The organism is Brevundimonas sp. RM1 (assembly GCF_052907225.1).
Genome location: NZ_JBRERY010000003.1, coordinates 242,563 through 261,280 on the forward strand (window position 1 = coordinate 242,563; position 18,718 = coordinate 261,280).

General features: G+C 68.0%; 23 protein-coding genes. 11 read left to right on the forward strand and 12 right to left on the reverse strand.

Annotated features, from left to right (window positions below):
* Positions 1–12: 12 nt before the first annotated feature.
* From ACU5AP_RS04935 to ACU5AP_RS04945, 3 genes are read right to left on the reverse strand one after another with little or no spacing between them, the layout of a single operon-like run.
* Entirely contained in the window at positions 13–1,029 is a 1,017-nt protein-coding gene (locus ACU5AP_RS04935) for an HlyD family secretion protein (protein WP_312990633.1), read from the reverse strand.
* A gap of 25 nt (positions 1,030–1,054) precedes the next feature.
* Positions 1,055–1,813 (reverse strand): ABC transporter ATP-binding protein, encoded by a 759-nt coding sequence (locus ACU5AP_RS04940; RefSeq protein WP_223850611.1) that lies wholly within the window; start codon positions 1,811–1,813, stop codon positions 1,055–1,057.
* A 5-nt stretch (positions 1,814–1,818) separates the two neighbouring features.
* Positions 1,819–2,991 carry an ABC transporter permease gene (locus ACU5AP_RS04945; protein WP_040346171.1) on the reverse strand — a complete coding sequence of 391 codons (1,173 nt, stop codon included), beginning with the start codon at positions 2,989–2,991 and terminating at the stop codon, positions 1,819–1,821.
* 183 nt (positions 2,992–3,174) lie between these two features.
* Between ACU5AP_RS04945 and ACU5AP_RS04950 the strand changes: the two genes are divergently transcribed.
* Positions 3,175–5,268: a S46 family peptidase gene (locus tag ACU5AP_RS04950; protein ID WP_128718769.1), complete on the forward strand. Its 2,094-nt coding sequence runs from the start codon at positions 3,175–3,177 to the stop codon at positions 5,266–5,268.
* A 69-nt stretch (positions 5,269–5,337) separates the two neighbouring features.
* Here ACU5AP_RS04950 and ACU5AP_RS04955 read toward each other — a convergent pair whose 3' ends face one another.
* On the reverse strand, positions 5,338–5,649 hold the full coding sequence (locus ACU5AP_RS04955; RefSeq protein WP_003166120.1) for a YdeI/OmpD-associated family protein: 312 nt from the start codon (positions 5,647–5,649) through the stop codon (positions 5,338–5,340).
* Positions 5,650–5,837: 188 nt separating this feature from the next.
* Between ACU5AP_RS04955 and ACU5AP_RS04960 the strand changes: the two genes are divergently transcribed.
* Both ACU5AP_RS04960 and ACU5AP_RS04965 read left to right on the forward strand, forming a co-directional pair.
* Complete coding sequence (locus ACU5AP_RS04960; protein WP_446680871.1) at positions 5,838–7,934, forward strand: S46 family peptidase; 2,097 nt, start codon at positions 5,838–5,840, stop codon at positions 7,932–7,934.
* Positions 7,931–8,458: a GNAT family N-acetyltransferase gene (locus ACU5AP_RS04965; protein ID WP_003166119.1), complete on the forward strand. Its 528-nt coding sequence runs from the start codon at positions 7,931–7,933 to the stop codon at positions 8,456–8,458. The genes ACU5AP_RS04960 and ACU5AP_RS04965 overlap by 4 nt, the downstream gene beginning before the upstream one ends.
* Positions 8,459–8,631: 173 nt before the next feature.
* Here the strand turns inward: ACU5AP_RS04965 and pgsA are convergent, their stop codons facing one another.
* The 5 genes from pgsA to ACU5AP_RS04990 all read right to left on the reverse strand — a co-directional run bounded on the left by pgsA (position 8,632) and on the right by ACU5AP_RS04990 (position 12,848).
* Positions 8,632–9,258, reverse strand: coding sequence for a CDP-diacylglycerol--glycerol-3-phosphate 3-phosphatidyltransferase (pgsA, locus tag ACU5AP_RS04970; protein ID WP_003166118.1), 627 nt, complete (start codon positions 9,256–9,258; stop codon positions 8,632–8,634).
* A 77-nt stretch (positions 9,259–9,335) separates the two neighbouring features.
* Complete coding sequence (locus tag ACU5AP_RS04975; protein WP_046652243.1) at positions 9,336–9,950, reverse strand: carbonic anhydrase; 615 nt, start codon at positions 9,948–9,950, stop codon at positions 9,336–9,338.
* 54 nt (positions 9,951–10,004) lie between these two features.
* Positions 10,005–11,903, reverse strand: coding sequence for an excinuclease ABC subunit UvrC (gene uvrC, locus ACU5AP_RS04980; RefSeq protein WP_446680872.1), 1,899 nt, complete (start codon positions 11,901–11,903; stop codon positions 10,005–10,007).
* 16 nt (positions 11,904–11,919) lie between these two features.
* Positions 11,920–12,366: a DMT family transporter gene (locus ACU5AP_RS04985; RefSeq protein ID WP_003166115.1), complete on the reverse strand. Its 447-nt coding sequence runs from the start codon at positions 12,364–12,366 to the stop codon at positions 11,920–11,922.
* Between the two features lie 8 nt (positions 12,367–12,374).
* Positions 12,375–12,848: an NUDIX domain-containing protein gene (locus tag ACU5AP_RS04990; RefSeq protein WP_446680873.1), complete on the reverse strand. Its 474-nt coding sequence runs from the start codon at positions 12,846–12,848 to the stop codon at positions 12,375–12,377.
* Positions 12,849–12,927: 79 nt separating this feature from the next.
* Between ACU5AP_RS04990 and ACU5AP_RS04995 the strand changes: the two genes are divergently transcribed.
* The 8 genes from ACU5AP_RS04995 to ACU5AP_RS05030 all read left to right on the forward strand — a co-directional run bounded on the left by ACU5AP_RS04995 (position 12,928) and on the right by ACU5AP_RS05030 (position 16,679).
* The gene (locus ACU5AP_RS04995; RefSeq protein ID WP_046652239.1) at positions 12,928–13,635 is read left to right on the forward strand and encodes a DUF6624 domain-containing protein; all 708 of its coding nucleotides are present in this window, start codon (positions 12,928–12,930) and stop codon (positions 13,633–13,635) included.
* A gap of 8 nt (positions 13,636–13,643) precedes the next feature.
* Complete coding sequence (locus ACU5AP_RS05000; RefSeq protein ID WP_003166112.1) at positions 13,644–13,775, forward strand: hypothetical protein; 132 nt, start codon at positions 13,644–13,646, stop codon at positions 13,773–13,775.
* Positions 13,776–13,806: 31 nt separating this feature from the next.
* Positions 13,807–14,544 carry an SDR family oxidoreductase gene (locus tag ACU5AP_RS05005; protein WP_083674021.1) on the forward strand — a complete coding sequence of 246 codons (738 nt, stop codon included), beginning with the start codon at positions 13,807–13,809 and terminating at the stop codon, positions 14,542–14,544.
* Positions 14,545–14,620: 76 nt separating this feature from the next.
* The gene (locus ACU5AP_RS05010) at positions 14,621–15,157 is read left to right on the forward strand and encodes a 6-pyruvoyl trahydropterin synthase family protein (protein WP_128718765.1); all 537 of its coding nucleotides are present in this window, start codon (positions 14,621–14,623) and stop codon (positions 15,155–15,157) included.
* Positions 15,154–15,543 (forward strand): dihydroneopterin aldolase, encoded by a 390-nt coding sequence (gene folB, locus ACU5AP_RS05015; RefSeq protein WP_003166109.1) that lies wholly within the window; start codon positions 15,154–15,156, stop codon positions 15,541–15,543. Before ACU5AP_RS05010 ends, folB begins: the two co-directional genes overlap by 4 nt.
* A 57-nt stretch (positions 15,544–15,600) precedes the next feature.
* Positions 15,601–15,975, forward strand: a complete 375-nt coding sequence (locus ACU5AP_RS05020) for a serine/threonine protein kinase (protein ID WP_076224746.1) — start codon at positions 15,601–15,603, stop codon at positions 15,973–15,975.
* 13 nt (positions 15,976–15,988) lie between these two features.
* A complete protein-coding gene (locus tag ACU5AP_RS05025) occupies positions 15,989–16,363 on the forward strand; it encodes a hypothetical protein (protein ID WP_076224748.1) in 375 nt (124 codons plus the stop codon).
* A 25-nt stretch (positions 16,364–16,388) separates the two neighbouring features.
* Positions 16,389–16,679, forward strand: a complete 291-nt coding sequence (locus ACU5AP_RS05030) for a GNAT family N-acetyltransferase (RefSeq protein WP_083674022.1) — start codon at positions 16,389–16,391, stop codon at positions 16,677–16,679.
* A 118-nt stretch (positions 16,680–16,797) separates the two neighbouring features.
* Here ACU5AP_RS05030 and ACU5AP_RS05035 read toward each other — a convergent pair whose 3' ends face one another.
* The 3 genes from ACU5AP_RS05035 to ACU5AP_RS05045 all read right to left on the reverse strand — a co-directional run bounded on the left by ACU5AP_RS05035 (position 16,798) and on the right by ACU5AP_RS05045 (position 18,667).
* Positions 16,798–17,124, reverse strand: coding sequence for a hypothetical protein (locus ACU5AP_RS05035; protein WP_003166105.1), 327 nt, complete (start codon positions 17,122–17,124; stop codon positions 16,798–16,800).
* 113 nt (positions 17,125–17,237) lie between these two features.
* Positions 17,238–17,426: a hypothetical protein gene (locus ACU5AP_RS05040; protein ID WP_003166104.1), complete on the reverse strand. Its 189-nt coding sequence runs from the start codon at positions 17,424–17,426 to the stop codon at positions 17,238–17,240.
* 890 nt (positions 17,427–18,316) lie between these two features.
* Positions 18,317–18,667, reverse strand: a complete 351-nt coding sequence (locus ACU5AP_RS05045; protein ID WP_446680874.1) for an endonuclease domain-containing protein — start codon at positions 18,665–18,667, stop codon at positions 18,317–18,319.
* Positions 18,668–18,718: the final 51 nt, after the last annotated feature.

Genomic DNA, 18,718 nt, shown 5'->3' on the forward strand with positions numbered 1-18,718 from the left:
TTTCCGTCAGCCTTAGCGCTTGGCCGGGGTCTGCATCGAGCGGTTGGCGGGAACGCCGGCGATGCTGGTGTCGCGCTTGGCGCCGGCCGTCTCGCCCGGCTTCATGAACTTGACCAGAACGCGCTGGCCGATCAGCAGCGGGGCCTCGTCGACGGCGACCACCACCTCGACCACGCGCTCGTCGGTGCGTTGCGACGGGTCGTCCGACGCCAGCTTGCGGGCGCCGAAGACGGCGGCGCGGCGCAGAACCTTGCCGACATAGACCTTCGACGGGTCGCCTTCCGGGGTGATCTCCACGGCTTGATCGGCGGTGATGTTCGGAATGTCGGCCTCGACGATCTCGGCGCGGGCGATGCGGGGGGCGTCGGGCTCCAGATCGAACATGTTCGACACGTTCAGGGTCGAGGCGCCGGCGCCGGGGTTGGCGTAGCGGCGCACGATGCGGCCGTCAGCGGGGGCGCGAATGACCGTCAGCTCGACGTTGTAGGCGGCCTCGTCGCGGCGGGCGCGGGCGGTCTGCACAGCCGACTGCTGCGAGCCGAGCCGCGCCTGGGCCGAGGCGATGGCGTCGCGGGCCTGGTCCAGGCGCTGGGCGGCGACGAAGTTGGTCGAGACCAGCTTCTGCAGGCGGTCGTACTCGCGCTGAGCCGTGGCGATGTCGACGTTGATCAGGCGCAGCTGGCTCTCGGCTTCCGACAGATTGGCGGCGGCGGTCTGCAACGCCAGGCGCGGCTCGTCGTCTTCCTGGCGGGCCAGGATCTGGCCGGCGGTCACGCGGTCGCCTTCCTGCACCAGGACTTCGCGCACCACGCCGCCGCGGCGCGCGGCGATCTGGATGATGCCGCCCTCGACGTCGACCTTGCCGTTGGCGATGGCGGCATAGGGGCTTTCGACCTTTTTCTCGGCCTCGGCGGCGGCTTCCGCCTTCTTGGCGGCGCCGGCGGAGCGGACCATGGTGAAGCCGACGAGCAGCACGATCAGCAGCGCGAGGCCGATCCAGAGCCATTTGTTTTTCAGGAAAGCGGGCATGTGAGGCGTCCTCAGAGGATCGGTGTCAGTGCGAGGCCAGAACGGCGTCGGGATTGGGGGTGCGGCGCTGATCGTCGATGATCACGCCGTCTTCGATGTGGATGACCCGGTCGGCCCAGGCCTCGAGGCGCGGGTCGTGGGTCACGCAGATGACGGCGGCGCCGTGCTCGGTCGCCGCCCGTCGCAACAGGCGGATCACGACCTGGCCGTTCTCGCCGTCCAGGGCCGAGGTCGGCTCGTCGGCGAACAGGATCTGAGGATCCTTGGCCAGGGCGCGGGCGATGGCGACGCGCTGCTTCTCGCCGCCGGACAGGGCGGCCGGACGTTGGTGCAGGCGATGGCCGAGGCCGACCTCCTCCAGCGCCAGGGTCGCGCGCTTCCTGGCCTGATCGGACGTCAGGCCTTGGAACTTCAGCACCGTCGTCACCTGCTGCAGGGCGCTGAGCGAGGGGAAGAGGTTGAAGCCCTGGAAGATGAAGCCGCAGTGATCCAGACGGAACTTGTCGATCCGGCCTGACGACAGCTTCCACATGTCGTCCACGTCCAGCGCGTCGACGCGACCTTTCTCGGGGCGCAGCAGACCGGACAGGGCGGCGATCAGCGTCGACTTGCCTGATCCCGACGGCCCCATGACCATGGTCAGGTCGCCGTGGCGGGCGTCGAAATCCACGCCCTTCAGAACTTCGACGTAGTTCTTGCCGGACTTGAACCGCTTGATTAGCCCCTTGGCCTCGATGGCGAACTCGCCATGTTTGCCGTGAACTTTCGTGTGCCCAAAAGCCATAGTGTTCATCGCAGCAGGTCCGCAGGCTGGCTTTTCTTCAGGATGCCCATGGACAGGAAGCCCGAGAGCATGGCGATGGCGATCAGACCGCCGCCCACCACGATCAGCAGCGGCAGGGGCAGGGCGATGATGACCGCCTTGGACATGGCGAACAGGGACAGCAGCCAGGTCAGGCCGATGGCGGCGGCCACGCCGACCACCCCGACCCAGAAGCTCAGCTCCATGACGATGCGGCGCAAGGATCCCATGCCCACGCCCAGGGCGCGCAGCGAGGCGAACTCCTTGATGTTGGCCATGATGGCGCCGCGCAGGGTCTGCCAGGTGATGGCCACGCCGATGATGATGCCCAGCACCACGCAGCCGCCGATGATGATGACCAGGATGCCTTCTTCGAACATGGCGCCGGCGTTGGCGTCGGCCAGATCCTGGCGGGTCCAGGCCTTCCACTGGCCGTTGCCCATGGTGTTCAGTTGGGCGACCACGATCGCGGCGCGGGCAGGATCCTTGATCTTGATCATCAGGGGGCCGACGCGCGGGCCGGTGTCGGCCTGACCCAGCATGCGCAGGGTGTCGCGCGACATGACCACGCCGGGCTGCATCATGTTGGGATAGCCGCGGGTGACGCCGACGACCGTGACGGTCTGACCGTTGTACAGGGCCTTGTCGCCCAGCTTGACGCCCAGGGTCGTCAGCGCCGTTTCATCGACCGCGACGGTGTAGGGCTGGCGCAGGGCGTCGACCAGTTCGCGTGAATAGTCGGTCGGAATGGTGACCGAGCCGGGCGTGGTGTCGATGATGCTGGACTGGACGAATTTCAGACGCGGAGCGCCCTGCTTGGCGTTGTCGGCTTGGCTGCGGGTGGGGTCGACTTCATTGACCGACTGGAAGGTGCCGCCGGCGCCGTCCAGGGGCTGAACCTCGACCACCTCGGGATGGTTGTAGGCCAGCGGGATGAAGCGACGCGGCACGCCCGACGGCCCGTTGATAAGGCTCTTGGCGCCCGGTTGAAGGATCATGATGTCCGCACCGGACCGTTCGATCTGGGCGGTGAAGCCCTTGCCGATGCCGATGAAGACACCGGTCATGGCCAGCACGAGCAGACCCGAAAGGGCCAGCGCCATGACGGCGGCCATATAGCGGCGCCACTCGAAGAGCAGCGTGGATAGCGCGAGCGACATGACGCGTATTCATTCCCCTGACTTGCGCTGTTATCTGACCGCGCCTCGCCCCCGGGCCAAGTTAAATCGGGGTAAGGCTGGCTCTGCCGGATTTGTCACGGGGCTTGAGGAAGCGCCCCCGGCAAGGCTAGTGACGCGCAACAGCAAGGCGTGGCGTGGTGTCCCGCCTATTCGGAGACGCCTATGTCGCTTCGCCGCACTCTTTCGTTCACGGCTTCCCTGGCCGCCCTCGGCATGGCCGTCGTGGTGGTCAACGCCCCCGCTTCGGCTGCTCGCGCCGACGAGGGCATGTGGACCTTCGACAACTTCCCCATCCAGACGGTGAACGACAAATACGGCACGCGCATCGACCAGTCGTGGCTGGATCGCGTGCGGAACGCGGCGGTGCGCCTGCAGGGCTGCTCGGCGTCGTTCGTGTCGGGCGAAGGCCTGATCCTGACCAACCACCACTGCGTCATCTCCTGCGTCCAGGATCTGTCGACGGCCCAGAACGACTACGTCAAGAACGGCTGGATGCCCGCCACGCGTGAGGAAGAGAAGACCTGCCCCGGTCAGACGGCCGAGGTTCTGACCGACATCACTGACGTGACCGAGCGCGTCCTGGGCGCCGGCTCGGGTCTGGAAGGCGCCGCCTTCGTCGCCGCCCGCTCGGCCGAGATCGACGCCATCCAGAAGGAAGCCTGCGGCGACGACCGCAAGCTGACCTGCCAGGTCATCAGCTTCTATCGCGGCGGCAGATACGCCCTCTATCAGTTCCGCAAGTACGAGGACGTGCGTCTGGCCTTCGCGCCGGAGTTCCAGGCGGCCTTCTTCGGCGGCGACCCGGACAACTTCAACTTCCCGCGCTACGCCCTCGATGCCGCCTTCCTGCGCGCCTATGAGGACGGCAAGCCGGTCGCTTCGCCCAACCACCTGAAGTGGAACCCCAACGCCCCGGTCGACGGCGAAGTCACCTTCGTGGCGGGCAACCCCGGCTCGACCTCGCGTCTGCTGACCATCAGCCAGCTGGAGCGTCTGCGCGACCAGCAGATCCCGATCACCCTGATCCAGAGCGCCGAACTGCGCGGCCGTCTGGTCGAATATTCGACGACCGGCGAGGAAGAGAAGCGCGTCGCCCTCGACCCCATCTTCGGTCTGGAGAACAGCTTCAAGGTCTACTACGGCCAGCAGGGCGCCCTGACGGACCCGACCTTCATGGGCAAGAAGCGCCAGGAAGAGGCTGAACTGCGTCAACGCGTCGCCGCCGACCCGGCCGTGGCCGAGCGCATCGGCGACCCGTGGGGCGATCTGGAGAAGGTGCAGGTCACGGCCCGCGACCTCTACCTGCCCTATCGCCAGCTTGAGGCGAACGCCGGCGGCGGCTCGACCCTGTATTCCTACGCCCGGTCGATCGTCCGCGCGTCGAAGGAACGCGCCAAGCCGGTCGCTGAGCGCCGCGCCGGCTACGCCGACAGCGACATCGCCGCCCTGGGCCGTCGCCTGGCCTCGGAAGCGCCGATCCCGCTGGGCGTCGAGGAGATCCAGCTGTCGCACTGGATGCTGAAGACCCGCGAGTATCTGACGGTCGACAGCGCCGATGTGAAGGCCATGCTGGGCGCCGAAAGCCCGGAAGTCATCGCCGCCCGCCTGGTGCAGAGCCGCCTGATCGACCCGGCCTTCCGCGCCGAGGCCCTGGCCATGACGCCGGAGCAGCTGGCTGCCTCGGGCGACCCGATGATCGCCTTCGTCCTGGCCAACGACAATGCGGCGCAAGCGATCCGCACCCAGTGGGACGCCGGCGTCAACGCCCCGACCGCCCGCGCCGCGGAAAAGGTCGCCCAGGCCCGCTTCGCCGTCTATGGCGACAACCTGTATCCCGACGCGACCTTCTCGCTTCGCCTGTCCTACGGCCAGGTGAAGGGCTGGACCTATCGCGGCGTGACCGTGCCGTCCTTCACCTACATGGGCGGTCTGTACGAGCGCGCCACCGGCGCCGAGCCGTTCAACGCCTCCGAGCGTTTCGTCGCCGCGCAGGACCGGATCAACAAGGACGTCGTCTACGACTTCGTCTCGACCAACGACATCATCGGCGGCAACTCCGGCTCGCCGGTGATCAACGCCAAGGGTGAAGTGATCGGCGCCGCCTTCGACGGCAACATCCACTCCCTGGGCGGCTCGTTCGGCTATGACGGGGAGCTGAACCGCACGGTGACGGTCTCGACCGCCGCCGTCACCGAGGCCCTGCGCACCGTCTACAACCAGCCGCGCCTGCTGCGCGAACTGGGCGTGCGTCGCTAAGCCTGTCGGATTCAGGTCCGGGATTTGAGGGGCGTCTTCGGGCGCCCCTTTTTCTTTGTCCGTTCAGGACTACTGCGGCTTGCCCTTCTTCTCGATGAGCACAGCCTGCTGCCAGCGGCTGGGCGCCTTATCGGTGCGGTGGATGCAGCCCGCCCAGCAGCAGGGGCGGCGCTTGCCTTCGTGCAGTTCCTCGACCGCACGTTCGATCCGTTTCTGGCGGGTGGCGGCCTGTTTGGCGTCTTCGACCCAGCAGATGAACTCATTGCGGCCCAGCGGCGTCAGGCTCCGCCACAGCTCCAGGCTTGCGGGATCGGAGGACAGCCGCGCCCGCATGTCGTCCGGGACCAGATGCGCCACGCCCTGAGGGAAGTCGTCGGCCATCGCCTCAACCCTGTCTCGTTTCGCCAGTCGCCGAATCTAGACCTGCGAACGCGCCCCGTGAATGCGCTCGGCAGGGGTTGCGGTTTCACTCCAGGTTCTGTTCAGACTGACCGCAAGACGGCTCTGGCTTCCAGAAGCCGCAACCTGGGCCTCGACGACGGTCGAGGCGGCGACGCCGAGGATACTTCATGCGCCCTGCTCACACCCTTTCGCTTTTCGCCTCGGCCGCCGTCCTGGCCTTCGCCGCCGCTTCGTCGGCCCAGGCTGAGGAGGGCATGTGGACCTATGACAACTTCCCGATCGCCCGCGCCAACCAGACGCTGGGCACCAGCATCGACCAGGCCTGGCTGGATCGCGTCCGCCAGTCCTCGGTGAAGTTCGGCGGCTGCTCGGCGGGCGTCATCTCGGCTGAGGGGCTGGTGATGACCAACAACCACTGCGTCGCCACCTGCGTCGCGAACCTGTCCACGCCCCAGCTGCAGTACGCCGAGACCGGCTTCACGCCCAAGAGCCGCGAGGAGGAGCTGAAATGCCCCGGCGGCTCGGCCGAGATCCTGACCGACATCACCGACGTCACCGCGCGGGTGCAGAAGGCCGGCGAGGGCCTGGACGGCCAGGCCTATACTCAGGCGCGTGAGGCCGAGGCGGGCCGCATCGAGACCGAGGCCTGCGGGAACGATCCCAAGATCCGCTGCCAGGTCGTCAGCCTGTATCGCGGCGGTCAGTTCAAGCTCTACAAGTTCCGCAAATACTCCGACGTGCGTCTGGCCTGGGCGCCGGAAGATCGCGCCGCGACCTTCGGCGGCGACCTGGACAATTTCTCCTTCCCGCGCTTCGCCATCGATGCCGCCTTCATCCGCCTGTACGAAGACGGCAAGCCCGCCGCGACGCCGACCCACTTCACCTGGAACCCGAACAAGCCGACCGAGGGCGAGCCCGTCTTCGTCACCGGCAACCCCGGCTCGACCCAGCGCCTGCTGACGCAGGCCCAGCTGATGACCATCCGCGACGTGGTGCTGCCGCTGGATCAGCTGATCGCCTCGGAGCTGCGCGGCCGTCTGATCCGCTATTCGGAAGAGGGCGAGGAACAGGCCTTCATCGCCATGGACCCCATCGTCGGCGTGGAGAACACCTACAAGCGCGGCCGTGGGCGCATGGCGGCCCTGATCGACCCGGCCTTCATGGACCAGTTGGCCGGTCAGGAGACCGTCTTCCACCGCCGCGTCGCCGAGAATGAAGCCCTGTCGGCCGAAGTCGGCGATCCCTGGGCCGCCCTGGCCGAGGTGCAACCGATCGCGCGCGAGCTTTATGCCCCGATGGCCCTGCTGGAAGGCGGCACGGGCATGGGCACGACCTCGGTCGCGGGCGGCTCGCCGCTGTTCAGCTGGGCGCGGGCCATTGTGCGCGGGGCGCAGGAGCGCGCCAAGCCGTCGGACCAGCGTCTGCCCGAGTTCGCCGACAGCCGCCTGTCCGGCGTGCAGTCCAGCCTGTTCGCCGAGCGCCCGACCTATCCGGAATTGGAGCAGATCCGTCTGGAGTGGTGGCTGTCCAAGACCCGCGAATGGCTGACCGTCGACAGCCCATATGTCCGCACCCTGCTGGGCAAGGAAAGCCCCGAGGCCCTGTCGGCGCGCCTGATCACCGGCACCAAGCTGGCTGACCCCGCCGTGCGCCGCGCCCTGTGGGAAGGCGGCCTGCCCGCCGTCCAGGCTTCGACCGATCCGCTGATCCAGTATGTCCTGGCCATCGACGCCGACGCCCGCGCCGTCCGCACCGAGTGGGATGACAAGGTCAAGGCGCCGACCGACCGCGCCTCCGCGCAACTGGCCGCCGCCCGCTTCGCCGTCTTCGGCGACGCCGTCTACCCAGACGCCACCGGCACCCTGCGCCTGACCTACGGCCGGGTCGAGGGCACGGATGTTCCGGGCCAGCGTATCCCTGCCTTCACCACCTTCGCGGGCCTGTGGGACCGGGCGACGGGGGCCGAGCCTTTCAACGTCGCGCCCAAGCTGCTGGCCGCCAAGGACCGCATCGACCCCAATGCGGTGATGAACATGGCTGTTTCGTCCGACACCATCGGCGGCTCGTCGGGTTCGCCCGCCGTCAACGCCAAGGGCGAGATCATCGGCGCCAACTTCGACTCCACTGTCCTGACCCAGCGCAACGCCTACGGCTATGACCGCAACGTCAACCGCAGCGTCATCGTCACGACCCAGGCGGTGACCACCGCCTTGCGCGACGTCTACGACATGGATCACCTGCTCAGCGAGCTGGGCGTCCAGTGAGCGAAGCGACCTTCCGTCCCGCCGCGCCGGACGATGTTCCGGCGCTGCACCGTCTGATCGAGAGCGCCTATCGCGGCGACAGCGCCAAGGCGGGCTGGACCCATGAAGCCGATCTTCTGGGCGGCCAGCGCACGGATGAGGCGGAGCTGCGCGACATCCTGGCCGATGCGTCACGGGTGCTGCTGCTGGCCGAGATCGACGGCGTCCTGACCGGCTGCGTCCAGGTAGCCAAACAGGGCGAAGGCCTGGCCTATCTCGGCCTGCTGACCGTTGATCCGCGGCGCCAGGCGGGCGGTCTTGGTCGTTGGCTGATCGCCGCCGCCGAAGCCGAGGCGATCGATCGTTTCGGCGCGACGCGCATGGAGATGACGGTCATCCGCCAACGCGTCGAACTGATCGCCTGGTACGAGCGGCGCGGCTATCGTCTGACCGGCGAGACGCGGCCCTTCCCGCTGGACGACGAACGCTTCGGCCTGCCTCAGACGCGCGAGCTGGAGTTCGTGGTGCTCGAGAAGGCGCTCTAACGCCCTTCTTCCCTTGCGGGAGAAGGTGGCAGGCGGAGCCTGACGGATGAGGGGTGTCGGCGGCGCGGGTTGAAGTTCAGCCTCCGCAGCCTGCGCCCCTTTTTCATGCCCGTCGCGCTCACACCCCTCATCCGGTCCTGACGGACCACCTTCTCCCACAAGGGGAGAAGGTTTTAGAGATCGCGCATCTGCTTTTGCGCCGCGCTGAAATACTGCCAGCCGGTCCATAGGGTGACGATGGCGGCCAGCCAGATCAGGGCGTCGGAGAACAGCTGGAAGGCGGGCAGATAGTCGAACGGCAGACCCCAGCCGTCCCAGTTGCGGGCGAACAGCTGGCAGCCCAGCGCCACCATCTGCAGCGTCGTCTTCCACTTGGCGGCCAGGGTGACGGGCAGGTTGATGCGCCCCGCCATGGTCTCGCGCAGCGCCGAGACCGCGAACTCGCGGAACAGGATCAGGCCGCAGGGGATGATGATCTGCTGCACCGAGCCGCTCGTCAGAACGCCCAGCACGGCGCCGGTGACCAGGATCTTGTCGGCGATCGGGTCAAGGATGGCGCCCCAGCGCGTGGTGGCGTTCCAGCGGCGGGCCAGGTATCCGTCGATCCAGTCCGTCGAGGCGGCGATGACGAAGATCCAGAAGCCCGTCCGGTACATGGCGAACTGATCGTCGGGGCTCAGCCAGGCCGAGACGAAGGGAAAACCGCTGGTCGCGCCCGCCAGCAGCAGGAACATGACGATCCCGGCCGCCAGCCGCAGACTGGTCAGGATGTTGGGGATGGCTTTGTAGGCAGGGGCCATGACGTCTTCCGTTGCAACACGCCGGGTGTGCCACGGTTCGCGGCCAGAGGCGAGGGCGCCGCGCCGGACCGAACGTCTCAGTCCAGCCGCTCGAACCGTCCCGGTCCCGTCAGCTTGGACAGGATGCCCAGCGCAATGCCGAAATGCAGGCCGCTGAGCTTCAGTTCGCCCGCCGCTTCCTTCTCGGCGATCCAGGGGAAGGTGCGCAGATTGTCCAGGGACAGGCGCACCACGGCTTCTTCGGCCGCGCACTCGACCTGTTCGGCGGGCAGGGTCTCGACCGCGCGGCGCACGCTGGGGGCGGCCTGCTCGACCCAGGGGGCGACGAAGTCCTGACAGTTGGCGGGGGCGCCGTTCAGCATGGCGTTCACCCCGCCGCAGGAGGCGTGGCCCATGACGACGACGTGTTTGACCTTCAGCACATTGACGCCGAACTCCAGCGCCGCCGAGACGCCGTGCAGCTTGCCGTCCGGCTCATAGGGCGGGACCAGGTTGGCGACGTTGCGCACCACGAACAGCTCGCCCGGCGCCGTGTCGAAGATCAGGGCCGGGTCGGCGCGGCTGTCGGAACAGGCCACGACCAGGGTGTGCGGCTTCTGACCGTTGGCGGCCAGGGCTTCGTATTCGGCGCGTTCGGACGGCCACCGGTTCTGGCGGAAGCGGTGATAGCCCTTGGTCAATTCGTTGGTCATGAGGCGCTTCCTAAACCCGCGACGGTTGGTCGCTCAACCGCAAATGCATGTGTTTCACGACTTGTGAAAGAAGCCGTGGATGCGCTCGGCCAGCGACTGATTGACGCCGTCCACCTTGACCAGATCGGCGACGGAGGCGCGGCTGACCCCCTTGGCCGAGCCGAAGGCGTGCAGCAGGGCCTTCTTGCGTCCCGGCCCGACGCCCTCGATTTCGTCCAGCGGGTTCTTCTTGATGTCCATGGAGCGGCGCTTGGCGTGGGCGCCGTTGGCGAAACGGTGGGCCTCGTCCCGCAGCCTCTGGATGTAGTAGAGGGCCGGGCTCTTCAGGGGCAGCATGAAGGGCGGCTTGCCGGACATGAAGAAATGCTCCTTGCCCGCGTCGCGGTCCGGCCCCTTGGCCACGCCGACCACGGCGATGTCGTCGACGCCCAGATCGGCCATGACGGCCAGCACCTCGGCCAGCTGGCCCGCCCCGCCGTCGACCAGCAGCAGGTCGGGGCGCTCAACCGCCTCTCCGGCTTCCTCGTCCTTGACCATCTTGCCGAAGCGGCGGCGCATGACCTCGCGCATCATGCCGTAGTCGTCGCCGGGCGTCAGGTCTTCGCCGCGGATGTTGAACTTGCGGTACTGGTTCTTGCGGAAGCCCTCCGGCCCCGCGACGACCATGCCGCCGACGGCGTTGGTCCCCTGAATATGGGCGTTGTCATAGACCTCGATCCGCTCGGGCCGGGCGTCCAGACCGAAGGCCTCGCACACCTCGTCCAGAATCTTCGACTGGGCCGAGTTCTCGGCCAGCTTGCGGCCCAGCGCCTCGCGGGCGTTGGTCAGGGCGTGGTCGACCAGACTGGCCTTGCCGCCGCGTTGGGGGCGAGCGATCTCGACCCTGTGCTCGGCCTTCATGCTGAAGGCTTCCTCCAGCAGCTCCAGCTCGTGCGGGCGGACGTTGGACAGGATCAGGCGCGGGACCGGCTTGTCCTCATAGAACTGGCCCAGGAAGGCGGCGAGGATTTCCGGGTCGCTGTCGCTCTTGTCCACGCGCGGGAAATAGGCGCGTCCGCCCCAGTTCTGGCCCGCGCGATAGAAGAAGACCTGGACGCAGGCCTGGCCGCCCTCGGCGTGCAGGGCGAAGACGTCGGCCTCGGCCACGCCGTCGGCGTTGACGCTGTTCTCCATGGCGATGGCCGACAGGGCGCGGATGCGGTCGCGCACCCGGGCGGCGGTCTCGAAGTCGAGGTCGTCGGACGCTGCCTGCATCTCCTGCGACAGGCGGCCGATGACGGCGCGCGACTTGCCGCGCAGGAACTGTTCCGCCTCCGTGACCAGATCGCCGTAGTCCTCAAGCGAGATCAGGCCGGTGCAGGGCGCTGAGCAGCGCTTGATCTGGTGCAGCATGCAGGGGCGGGTTCGGGTCTCATAGACGCTGTCCGAACAGGACCGCAGCAGGAAGGCTTTCTGCAGGGTGTTCAGCGTGTGGTTGACCGCCCAGGTTGAGGCGAAGGGGCCGAAATAGTCGCCGGGAATCGTATGGGCGCCGCGATGCTTGCGGACCTGGGGCGCGCGGTGGTCTCGGCGGATCATCAGCTCGGCGAAGGACTTGTCGTCGCGCAGCAGGACGTTGAAGCGCGGCTTTAGCTTCTTGATGAAGTTGGATTCGAGCAGCAGGGCCTCGGTCTCGGACGCCGTGACCACCAGCTCCATCGCGCGGGTCAGCGACACCATCAGGCCGATGCGCTGGGTGTGGAAGCGGCCTTGCGCATATTGCACCACCCGCTTCTTCAGCGACTTGGCCTTGCCGACATAGAGGCAGGCGCCGTCCTCGCCGTACATGCGATAGACGCCGGGCTTGTCGGGCGCGCGCCGGGCCTCGTCCGCGATCAGTTCGGCGGCCTGAAGCGGAAGGGCGTTCGCCTGCGAGTCGGGCGTCTCCGGGATGTCGGGCGTCGGGTCGGTCATCAGGCGGGATATAGGCTCAGCCGCGCCGGACCAGAAGCACCCCGCCGATCACCAGCAGCACTCCGGCGATGCGGGTCAGGCTGATCGGCTGCTGCGGCACGCCCATGACGCCGAAGTGGTCGAGGATCAGGCTCAACGCCAACTGGCCCGCCACCATCAGGGTGATGGTCAGCGCCACGCCGATTTTCGGCACGCCCCAGGCGGCGGCCACCACGAAGACGCAGCCGTAGAGGCCGCCCAGCCAGGCCCAGGCGGGCAGGGCCTTCATCGCCTGCACGTCCGGCCGCGCCTGCAGCGTCACGGCGACGAGGGCCAGGGCGACGGTTCCCACGAAGAAGGAGACAAGCGCCGCATTGACCGGCGAGCCGACGGCGCTGGCCAGCCGCGCATTGGTCGGTCCCTGCAGGGCGGTGGCGGCGCCGCCCAGGATCATGGCCAGCAGGGCGAGGACGGGAAGCTGCATCGGCGGTCTCACCAGTTCGGATCGGGCGCGGCGCCGCCGAAGATTTCGGCCAGGCGATCGCAGGTGGCGCGGGTCGTGTCTTCGGGCAGGGCGTCGGGGTGAAACCAGCCGATCTCGGCGATCTCGCCGTGGCTGGTCCGCTCGGTCAGGTCGAAGGCGTCGACGCGGAAGACCAGCACATGATCCCCCGGAAAGAAGCGTTCGTTGGAGTGCACCGACAGCAGGCGCGGCTCGCCCCGGACGATCAGTCCGGCTTCCTCGCGCAGTTCGCGGATGACGGCGGCTTGCGTCGTCTCGCCCTTGTCCACCCCGCCGCCGGGCAGCCACCAGCCTTCCAAATATGTATGCTTGACCAGCAGCACCCGCCCCTCGCTGTCGACCGCGACGCCGCGCACGCCCAGCGTCATGCCCCGGCTCATCCGCGACCAGGCGAAGAACAGCGGCCGGGTGAAGGGTTCTATGCGAGTGCGCCAGGTGGTCATTCGGCAAGCATGGCATGGCGGATGGTAGGGCGCACCATGGCTTGTGGTAGGCTGCTGTGAAGAGGAACGGGGGACGACGATGTTGCTGGCGGCGGTCATGTTGGGGCTTCAACTTCAGGCGCTTTCGCCTGAGACGCAGGAGATCATCGCGCCAGTGAGCATGGCGATTGAAGAGGTGCGCGCGCGGCACGCCGTCCTTGGGACGGCGCTTGACGACAGGGCGCGCTTGGAGCGGATGGGGGAGTTGGATCAGGCGGGACGGCAGGTCATTACCCGCTTGGATTTCTCGCGCATACCGGACACGGAGCGCATGGCGGCGGTTCGAGCTGCGGGAGCAGTGATCGAAGCGGTGGACCAGGAAAATCAGCAGGCGCTTCTGGCGATGACGCCGCCCGAAGGCTGGTTTCTGAAAAGTCGATATGGCGACAAAGCCTCTGCGGCCGCTTTCCACATTATCCAGCACTCGGACGAGGGTCTGTGGCGGCGTTTCCTTCCCGTACTGGAGCCGCTGGTCGCGACGGGCGAAATCGACGGTCAGAGCTACGCCATGATGTTTGATCGCTTGGCGACATCCGAGGGACGCCCCCAGCGCTATGGGACGCAGTTTCGTTGCGACAACGGCAAATGGCGGCCCTATCCGATCGAGAGTGTCGAAGACTTGGAGGCTCGCCGCGAGGAGATGGCCTTCCCCGTCCCCTTTGCCGACTATCGCGCGCACTTTGAAAGTCAGCCGCAATGTCCGCAGACCTTGTCGCCGCCTCCGCCCGGCATGGTCGTTGACGACTGAGCCATGGCTTGAACAGGGGCGCGCTTGCCCCTATTCGGGGGCGGAACAGGAGACCCATCATGCTGGCCATCGCCACCATCTTCGCCTTCATCGCCGTCGTCGCCGCCTTCAACTACTTCGAGTTCGGCCGGGTTGACTGAGCCCAGGTCGGCTGACGCCCCTTCGAGGGGCGTGGCGCTGGTCACGGCCGCCTCGCGCCGGATCGGGGCGGTGTTGGCGAAGGCGGCGGCCCAGGCGGGCCATGACGTCGTCGTCCACTATCGCTCGGACGCGCAAGGCGCGCAGGCCGTGGTCCAGGCCATCGAGGCCATGGGACGGCGCGCCGTCGCCGTCCAGGCCGAGCTGACGGACGCCGGGGCGCGCGCCGCCCTGATCGATCAGGCCGCCGCCTTCGGGCCGTTGCGGGCGCTGGTCAACAACGCCTCCCTGTTTGTCTATGACCAGCTGGAGACCTTCCAGGAGGCGGACCTGCGCCTTCACCACGAGGTCAACGTCCTGGCGCCCCTGGCCCTGATCCGGGACTTCGCCGCGCGCCTGCCCGACGGGGATGAGGGCGTGGTGGTCAATATGCTGGATTATAAGGTCACGGCGCCGAACCCCGACTTCTTCTCCTATACCGTCAGCCGCGTGGGCATCGCCCATATGACCGGAGCCTTGGCGCTGGCCCTGGCGCCGCGCATCCGCGTCTGCGGTATCGCGCCGGGTCTGACCCTGCCCTCGGCCGGCTGGCCCGAGGCCGACTATCAGGCGGGGGCCGAGGCCACGCCGCTGAAGCGGCCGGTGGCGGTCGAGGATCTGGCGGCCGCCCTGACCTTCATCCTGACGGCGCGCAGCCTGACGGGGCAGAATCTGGTGGTGGACGCCGGCGCCGGCCTGACCCGCCGCGAACGCGATCTGGAATTCGCCTGAAGGCGTTCGTCGTCACATGACCTTTATTTGCCGATAGGTTGGTGCTTTAGCTGCCGCCATTCATCCTGAGACCTTCATGCCCGCTGTCCGTTTCACTCGCCGCTTCTCGATGGCGCATCGGCTGATCGCCGATGCGGGGTCGAAGTGCGCCGTGCCGCATGGGCACAATGAGTTCGTGACGGTGACGCTGGAGCCGACGGCCGAGATCGATTTCGGCGGCGCCAACCACGCGGCCTCGTTCGAGCGGCTGAAGGCGCGCTGGCACGGTTTCGTCGACCGCAGCCTGGACCACGCCTTCCAGCTGAACCGCGCCGACCCCCTGCTGGCCTGGTTCCAGCAGCACGAGCCGCACCGCCTGAATCAGGTGCTGACCGTGGACGGCGATCCGACGACCGAGGCCCTGGTCATCGCCCTGTGGCGCAAGCTGGAGGCCATCCTGGCCGCCGAGGGCCTGCCGTTCCGCTTGGCCGAACTGGCCATCGAGGAGACGCCGACCAACACCGTCCTGACGCGCGGCCTGACCGAGGCGGAGCGGGCCTGGGAACTGGGCGCCTGGTGCGATCGGGCCGATTTCAGCATCAATGATCTTCTGCCGCCGGAGACCTGGTCTTGAGCGCCGTCGTCACCCCCCTGCCGTCCGTCGAGCCGCGCCGCCTGGGCCTGAAGGTCATGGTCCGCGCCCTGAAGGTCGAGGCCTCCATCGGCTTCTATGATCATGAGCATGGACGGCTGCAGCCCCTGGTGGTGGACGTCGAGCTGGACCTGGGCGCCGCCCCGGTCGAGCGGCTGGCCGATACGCTGGACTATGACGGCGTCGCCCGCATCGTGCGCGAGCTGGCGGCGGGGCCGCACATCGCCCTGATCGAGACCTTCGCCGAGCGCGCGGCCGTCGCCTGCCTGGCCGATCCCCGCGTGCTGAACGTCGTCGTGCGGGTCGAAAAGCCCGGCGCCATTCCCGATGCGGCCGCCGCCGCCTGCGAAGTCGCCTATTCGCGCTGAGGCCGGTTGCGCGGGATCGTCCGTCCCGCCATCATCCCGGCCTGACAAGAGGTTCCGATGGTCCAGTCCGGCGATTACAGCAGCAACAGCGGCGGCGAGGCCTCGGCCGATCTGACGGGGCTCTATGCGGGCTACGCCCTGATCCTGCTGGCGGCGCCGACCTTCGGCGCGGCGGCGGCGATCGGCTTGCTGCGCGTGTGGCGCCGCCCCGCGCCCGTCGATCCCATGCTGCGCAGCCACTTCGTCTTCCAGCAGCGGACACTGTTGGCGGCGGTGTGCGCCATCATCGCCGGGGCGGTGTTGATCCTGGTCAACGTCGGGGTCTTCGTCCTGTTCGTCATGGCGGTGTGGACCATCGTGCGCGGCGCCCTGGGCCTGAAGGATCTGCTGACCGGGCGGCCCATCGCCGAGCCGCGTCGTCTTTTCTACTGAAAGGCCCGCCGTCATGAGCGATCAGAACACCGCCGCGCCCGTCGCGGGCCGAGACGGCGCCGTGGTGGCGTGGATTCTCTATATCCTGTCGATCCCCAGCGCGAACCTGCTGGTGCTGGTCGGCCTGGCGCTGGCCTATATGAACCGGGGCTCGGCGACCGGGCTGGCGGCCCAGCACGTCGAGGACCAGATCAGCCTGTTCTGGTCGGTGTTCTGGATCAGCGCCGTCCTGTGGGTGCTGGTGGCGGTCAGTGCGGTGGCTTCCGTTCTGCTGATCGGGATTCCGTTCCTTCTGCTGTTCGGGCTTCTTTTGCTGCTGGTGTCGATCTGGTTCACGGTGAAAAGCGTTCTGGGTCTGATGGCCCTGCTGACCGACCGGCCGGCCTGAACTGATCCATTCGGGAGGAACCGCCGTGCCCGCCTTCAAAGACCACGCCGCCGATCGCCGCTTCCAGCAGATGTTCGCCGACGCGGACGGGACCGAGCATCCCGTCTGGGCCGAGTATGCGGTGCGCGGCCACGCCCGCGTCATCCTGCACGTCGAGGCGCACCCGGCCCTGCGCGGCGCGGGGGCTGCGGGCCGCTTCATGCAGGCCCTGGCCGAGCACGCCCGCGCCGAGGGGCTGACCCTGATCCCGCATTGCAGCTATGCCGTCGCCTGGCTGAAGCGCCATCCCGAGTACGAGGACGTGGTGGGGTCGTAGCGGCGCGCCTGCTGGATCCACGGGTCAAGCCCGAGGATGAGGGCGTTGAAGGGAGGCGCGGCGCGAAGCGCACAGGCCGCGTCGGGTCGAGAAGGCGGAGCCTTCTGACCGCGGCCGATCAAGGATGACTCTTCGCCACGATGGCCTTCATGGTCTCGGCCTTGGCGGGCAGATCCTGGACCAGGCGGGCGGCCAGTTCGCGGGCGCCGACGGGATAGGCGTCGCCGCCGTCGGCGATCTCCTTGGCCATGTCGGCGGCCTTGCACAGGGCGGCTTCGAGGGCCTCGACCTGTTCGAGCGCCAGGGCGCGGGCTTCGGCCTGCAGGCGCTTGACCCGTTCGGCGGTGGTTTCGGGCGCGCGCATCAGGTCATAGACCTCGGCTTCCGGCGAGGAGACCACGCGCAGGGCGGCGCGGGCGTCGGATTCATTGCTGGACTTGGTCATCGAGTCTCTCCTGAACGCACCATGCCGCATTTTCGCCGCAAGGTCGCATCCCATTTTGCGGCCAAGCTCGACGGCGCGCGGCCATGTTGCCTGTAAGCCTCATGAACAGGGCCTCATGAATCGGGGATGAAGGGCGGCGTCGCCCAGCGCACGCGACGCCGCTCGGCGATGGCCCACAGGTGATCGATGCGGCTGGCCAGCTCGCGTCGCAGCCGACGCTCCTCGGCCGGATGCAGGGGCCGGTCGTCGTCATCGGGAACAGGCGGAGACGCAGCGGCGCGCGGCGGTCGGGGACGGGTCATGGGGGCTTTCCTTGCTGAGGGCTGGGCGCGGGTCTTCCTTCTCCCCTTGCGGGAGAAGGAACACGGATGGCCGCCGCGCCTTTCGGCGGGCGGTGGGAGGGCTGGGCGGAGCGCCGGGCCGACGCCCGGAGTGTGATGTGTGTTACCGTTTCGACGCCGACAGACGCTCCGCGCGGACGGGCTTCCACGAGCTCGGGGCAGGCGCCGGTCTTATCGGCTACCCCCGGCGCCCGCGGCGGGCGGGGGCCTGCTTGCGACAGGCCTCCCGGAACGGTCCGCGTAACCCCCGCGACCCTGGCCGGAACCTCTCTGACGGACGGGTCGAACGCCCCGTCGCTAGGCTCCGTCGGCTTCTTGTCTTGATGCCTGGCCTACCGCCCTTCGGGCTGCTTGAGGCCGCGAAAGCAGCCGGCAGCCGTCAGGTTGTGGCAAGCCGGGCGCCGGCGCCGGCGTTCGCCCGCGTCGCCGCCCTTCGCATCCTGGACCGCCCGGCGCGCTCCGCCCGACGCGCCGCTGGGCTCCCGCCCTCGACCGGCCGCCGCGACGGACGCCGCACGGTCCGACAAGAACCCCGCTCCATCCGCTCCCGCCGCCCGCAAGGTCGCAGGCCTCACGAGCCCTCCATGCGACGGAACGAGGGCAGGGTGGCATGGCGGCGAGGCAGGGCGGGCGGAAAGGGGATGGCGGAGAGGGAAAGGCGGGAAATTGCTGCGGTTAGGGCGGGAAGGTAGGAGGGTTCGTCCTTCTCCCCTTGCGGGAGAAGGTGGCGGCCGAAGGCCGACGGATGAGGGGTTTCTCGACAGAGGACGAAGGCGATCGTCCATCCACAGCGAGACCCCTCATCCGACCTCGCTCCGCTCGGCCACCTTCTCCCGCAGGGGGAGAAGGGATTAGTCGCGCGTCAGCTTTTCATCGGCCGCCGCGATGATCGCCGCCAGCACCTCGTGGGGGCGGTTCTCGATCTGCGGGTTGGGAAAGCGCAGCACGCGGAAGCCTTCTCCGCGCAGGAAGTCGTCGCGGGCGGCGTCCTCGGCGCGGTCGCCGTGGTGCGGGCCGTCGGCCTCGACGACCAGGCGATGACGCAGACAGACGAAATCGGCGACATAGCGCCCGATCACGACCTGTCGCCGGAATTTCAGACCCTCCAGCCGCCGGTCCCGCAGAATGGCCCACAGCCGCCGCTCATAGAGGGCGGGTTCGCGACGCATCGCCTTGGCGCGAGAGTGCAGCCAGTCGTTCATAGGACAACGTTATTCCTTCTGCCCTTGCGGGAGAAGGTGGCCGAGCGGAGC

Bases quoted from the DNA above. Each gene is read 5' to 3' on its own strand.
- ACU5AP_RS04935 (WP_312990633.1), bottom strand. From the start codon at position 1,029: ATGCCCGCTTTCCTGAAAAACAAATGGCTCTGGATCGGCCTCGCGCTG.
- ACU5AP_RS04940 (WP_223850611.1), bottom strand. From the start codon at position 1,813: ATGGCTTTTGGGCACACGAAAGTTCACGGCAAACATGGCGAGTTCGCC.
- ACU5AP_RS04945 (WP_040346171.1), bottom strand. From the start codon at position 2,991: ATGTCGCTCGCGCTATCCACGCTGCTCTTCGAGTGGCGCCGCTATATG.
- ACU5AP_RS04950 (WP_128718769.1), top strand. From the start codon at position 3,175: ATGTCGCTTCGCCGCACTCTTTCGTTCACGGCTTCCCTGGCCGCCCTC.
- ACU5AP_RS04955 (WP_003166120.1), bottom strand. From the start codon at position 5,649: ATGGCCGACGACTTCCCTCAGGGCGTGGCGCATCTGGTCCCGGACGAC.
- ACU5AP_RS04960 (WP_446680871.1), top strand. From the start codon at position 5,838: ATGCGCCCTGCTCACACCCTTTCGCTTTTCGCCTCGGCCGCCGTCCTG.
- pgsA (WP_003166118.1), bottom strand. From the start codon at position 9,258: ATGGCCCCTGCCTACAAAGCCATCCCCAACATCCTGACCAGTCTGCGG.
- ACU5AP_RS04975 (WP_046652243.1), bottom strand. From the start codon at position 9,950: ATGACCAACGAATTGACCAAGGGCTATCACCGCTTCCGCCAGAACCGG.
- uvrC (WP_446680872.1), bottom strand. From the start codon at position 11,903: ATGACCGACCCGACGCCCGACATCCCGGAGACGCCCGACTCGCAGGCG.
- ACU5AP_RS04985 (WP_003166115.1), bottom strand. From the start codon at position 12,366: ATGCAGCTTCCCGTCCTCGCCCTGCTGGCCATGATCCTGGGCGGCGCC.
- ACU5AP_RS04990 (WP_446680873.1), bottom strand. From the start codon at position 12,848: ATGACCACCTGGCGCACTCGCATAGAACCCTTCACCCGGCCGCTGTTC.
- ACU5AP_RS04995 (WP_046652239.1), top strand. From the start codon at position 12,928: ATGTTGCTGGCGGCGGTCATGTTGGGGCTTCAACTTCAGGCGCTTTCG.
- ACU5AP_RS05010 (WP_128718765.1), top strand. From the start codon at position 14,621: ATGCCCGCTGTCCGTTTCACTCGCCGCTTCTCGATGGCGCATCGGCTG.
- ACU5AP_RS05020 (WP_076224746.1), top strand. From the start codon at position 15,601: ATGGTCCAGTCCGGCGATTACAGCAGCAACAGCGGCGGCGAGGCCTCG.
- ACU5AP_RS05025 (WP_076224748.1), top strand. From the start codon at position 15,989: ATGAGCGATCAGAACACCGCCGCGCCCGTCGCGGGCCGAGACGGCGCC.
- ACU5AP_RS05035 (WP_003166105.1), bottom strand. From the start codon at position 17,124: ATGACCAAGTCCAGCAATGAATCCGACGCCCGCGCCGCCCTGCGCGTG.
- ACU5AP_RS05040 (WP_003166104.1), bottom strand. From the start codon at position 17,426: ATGACCCGTCCCCGACCGCCGCGCGCCGCTGCGTCTCCGCCTGTTCCC.
- ACU5AP_RS05045 (WP_446680874.1), bottom strand. From the start codon at position 18,667: ATGAACGACTGGCTGCACTCTCGCGCCAAGGCGATGCGTCGCGAACCC.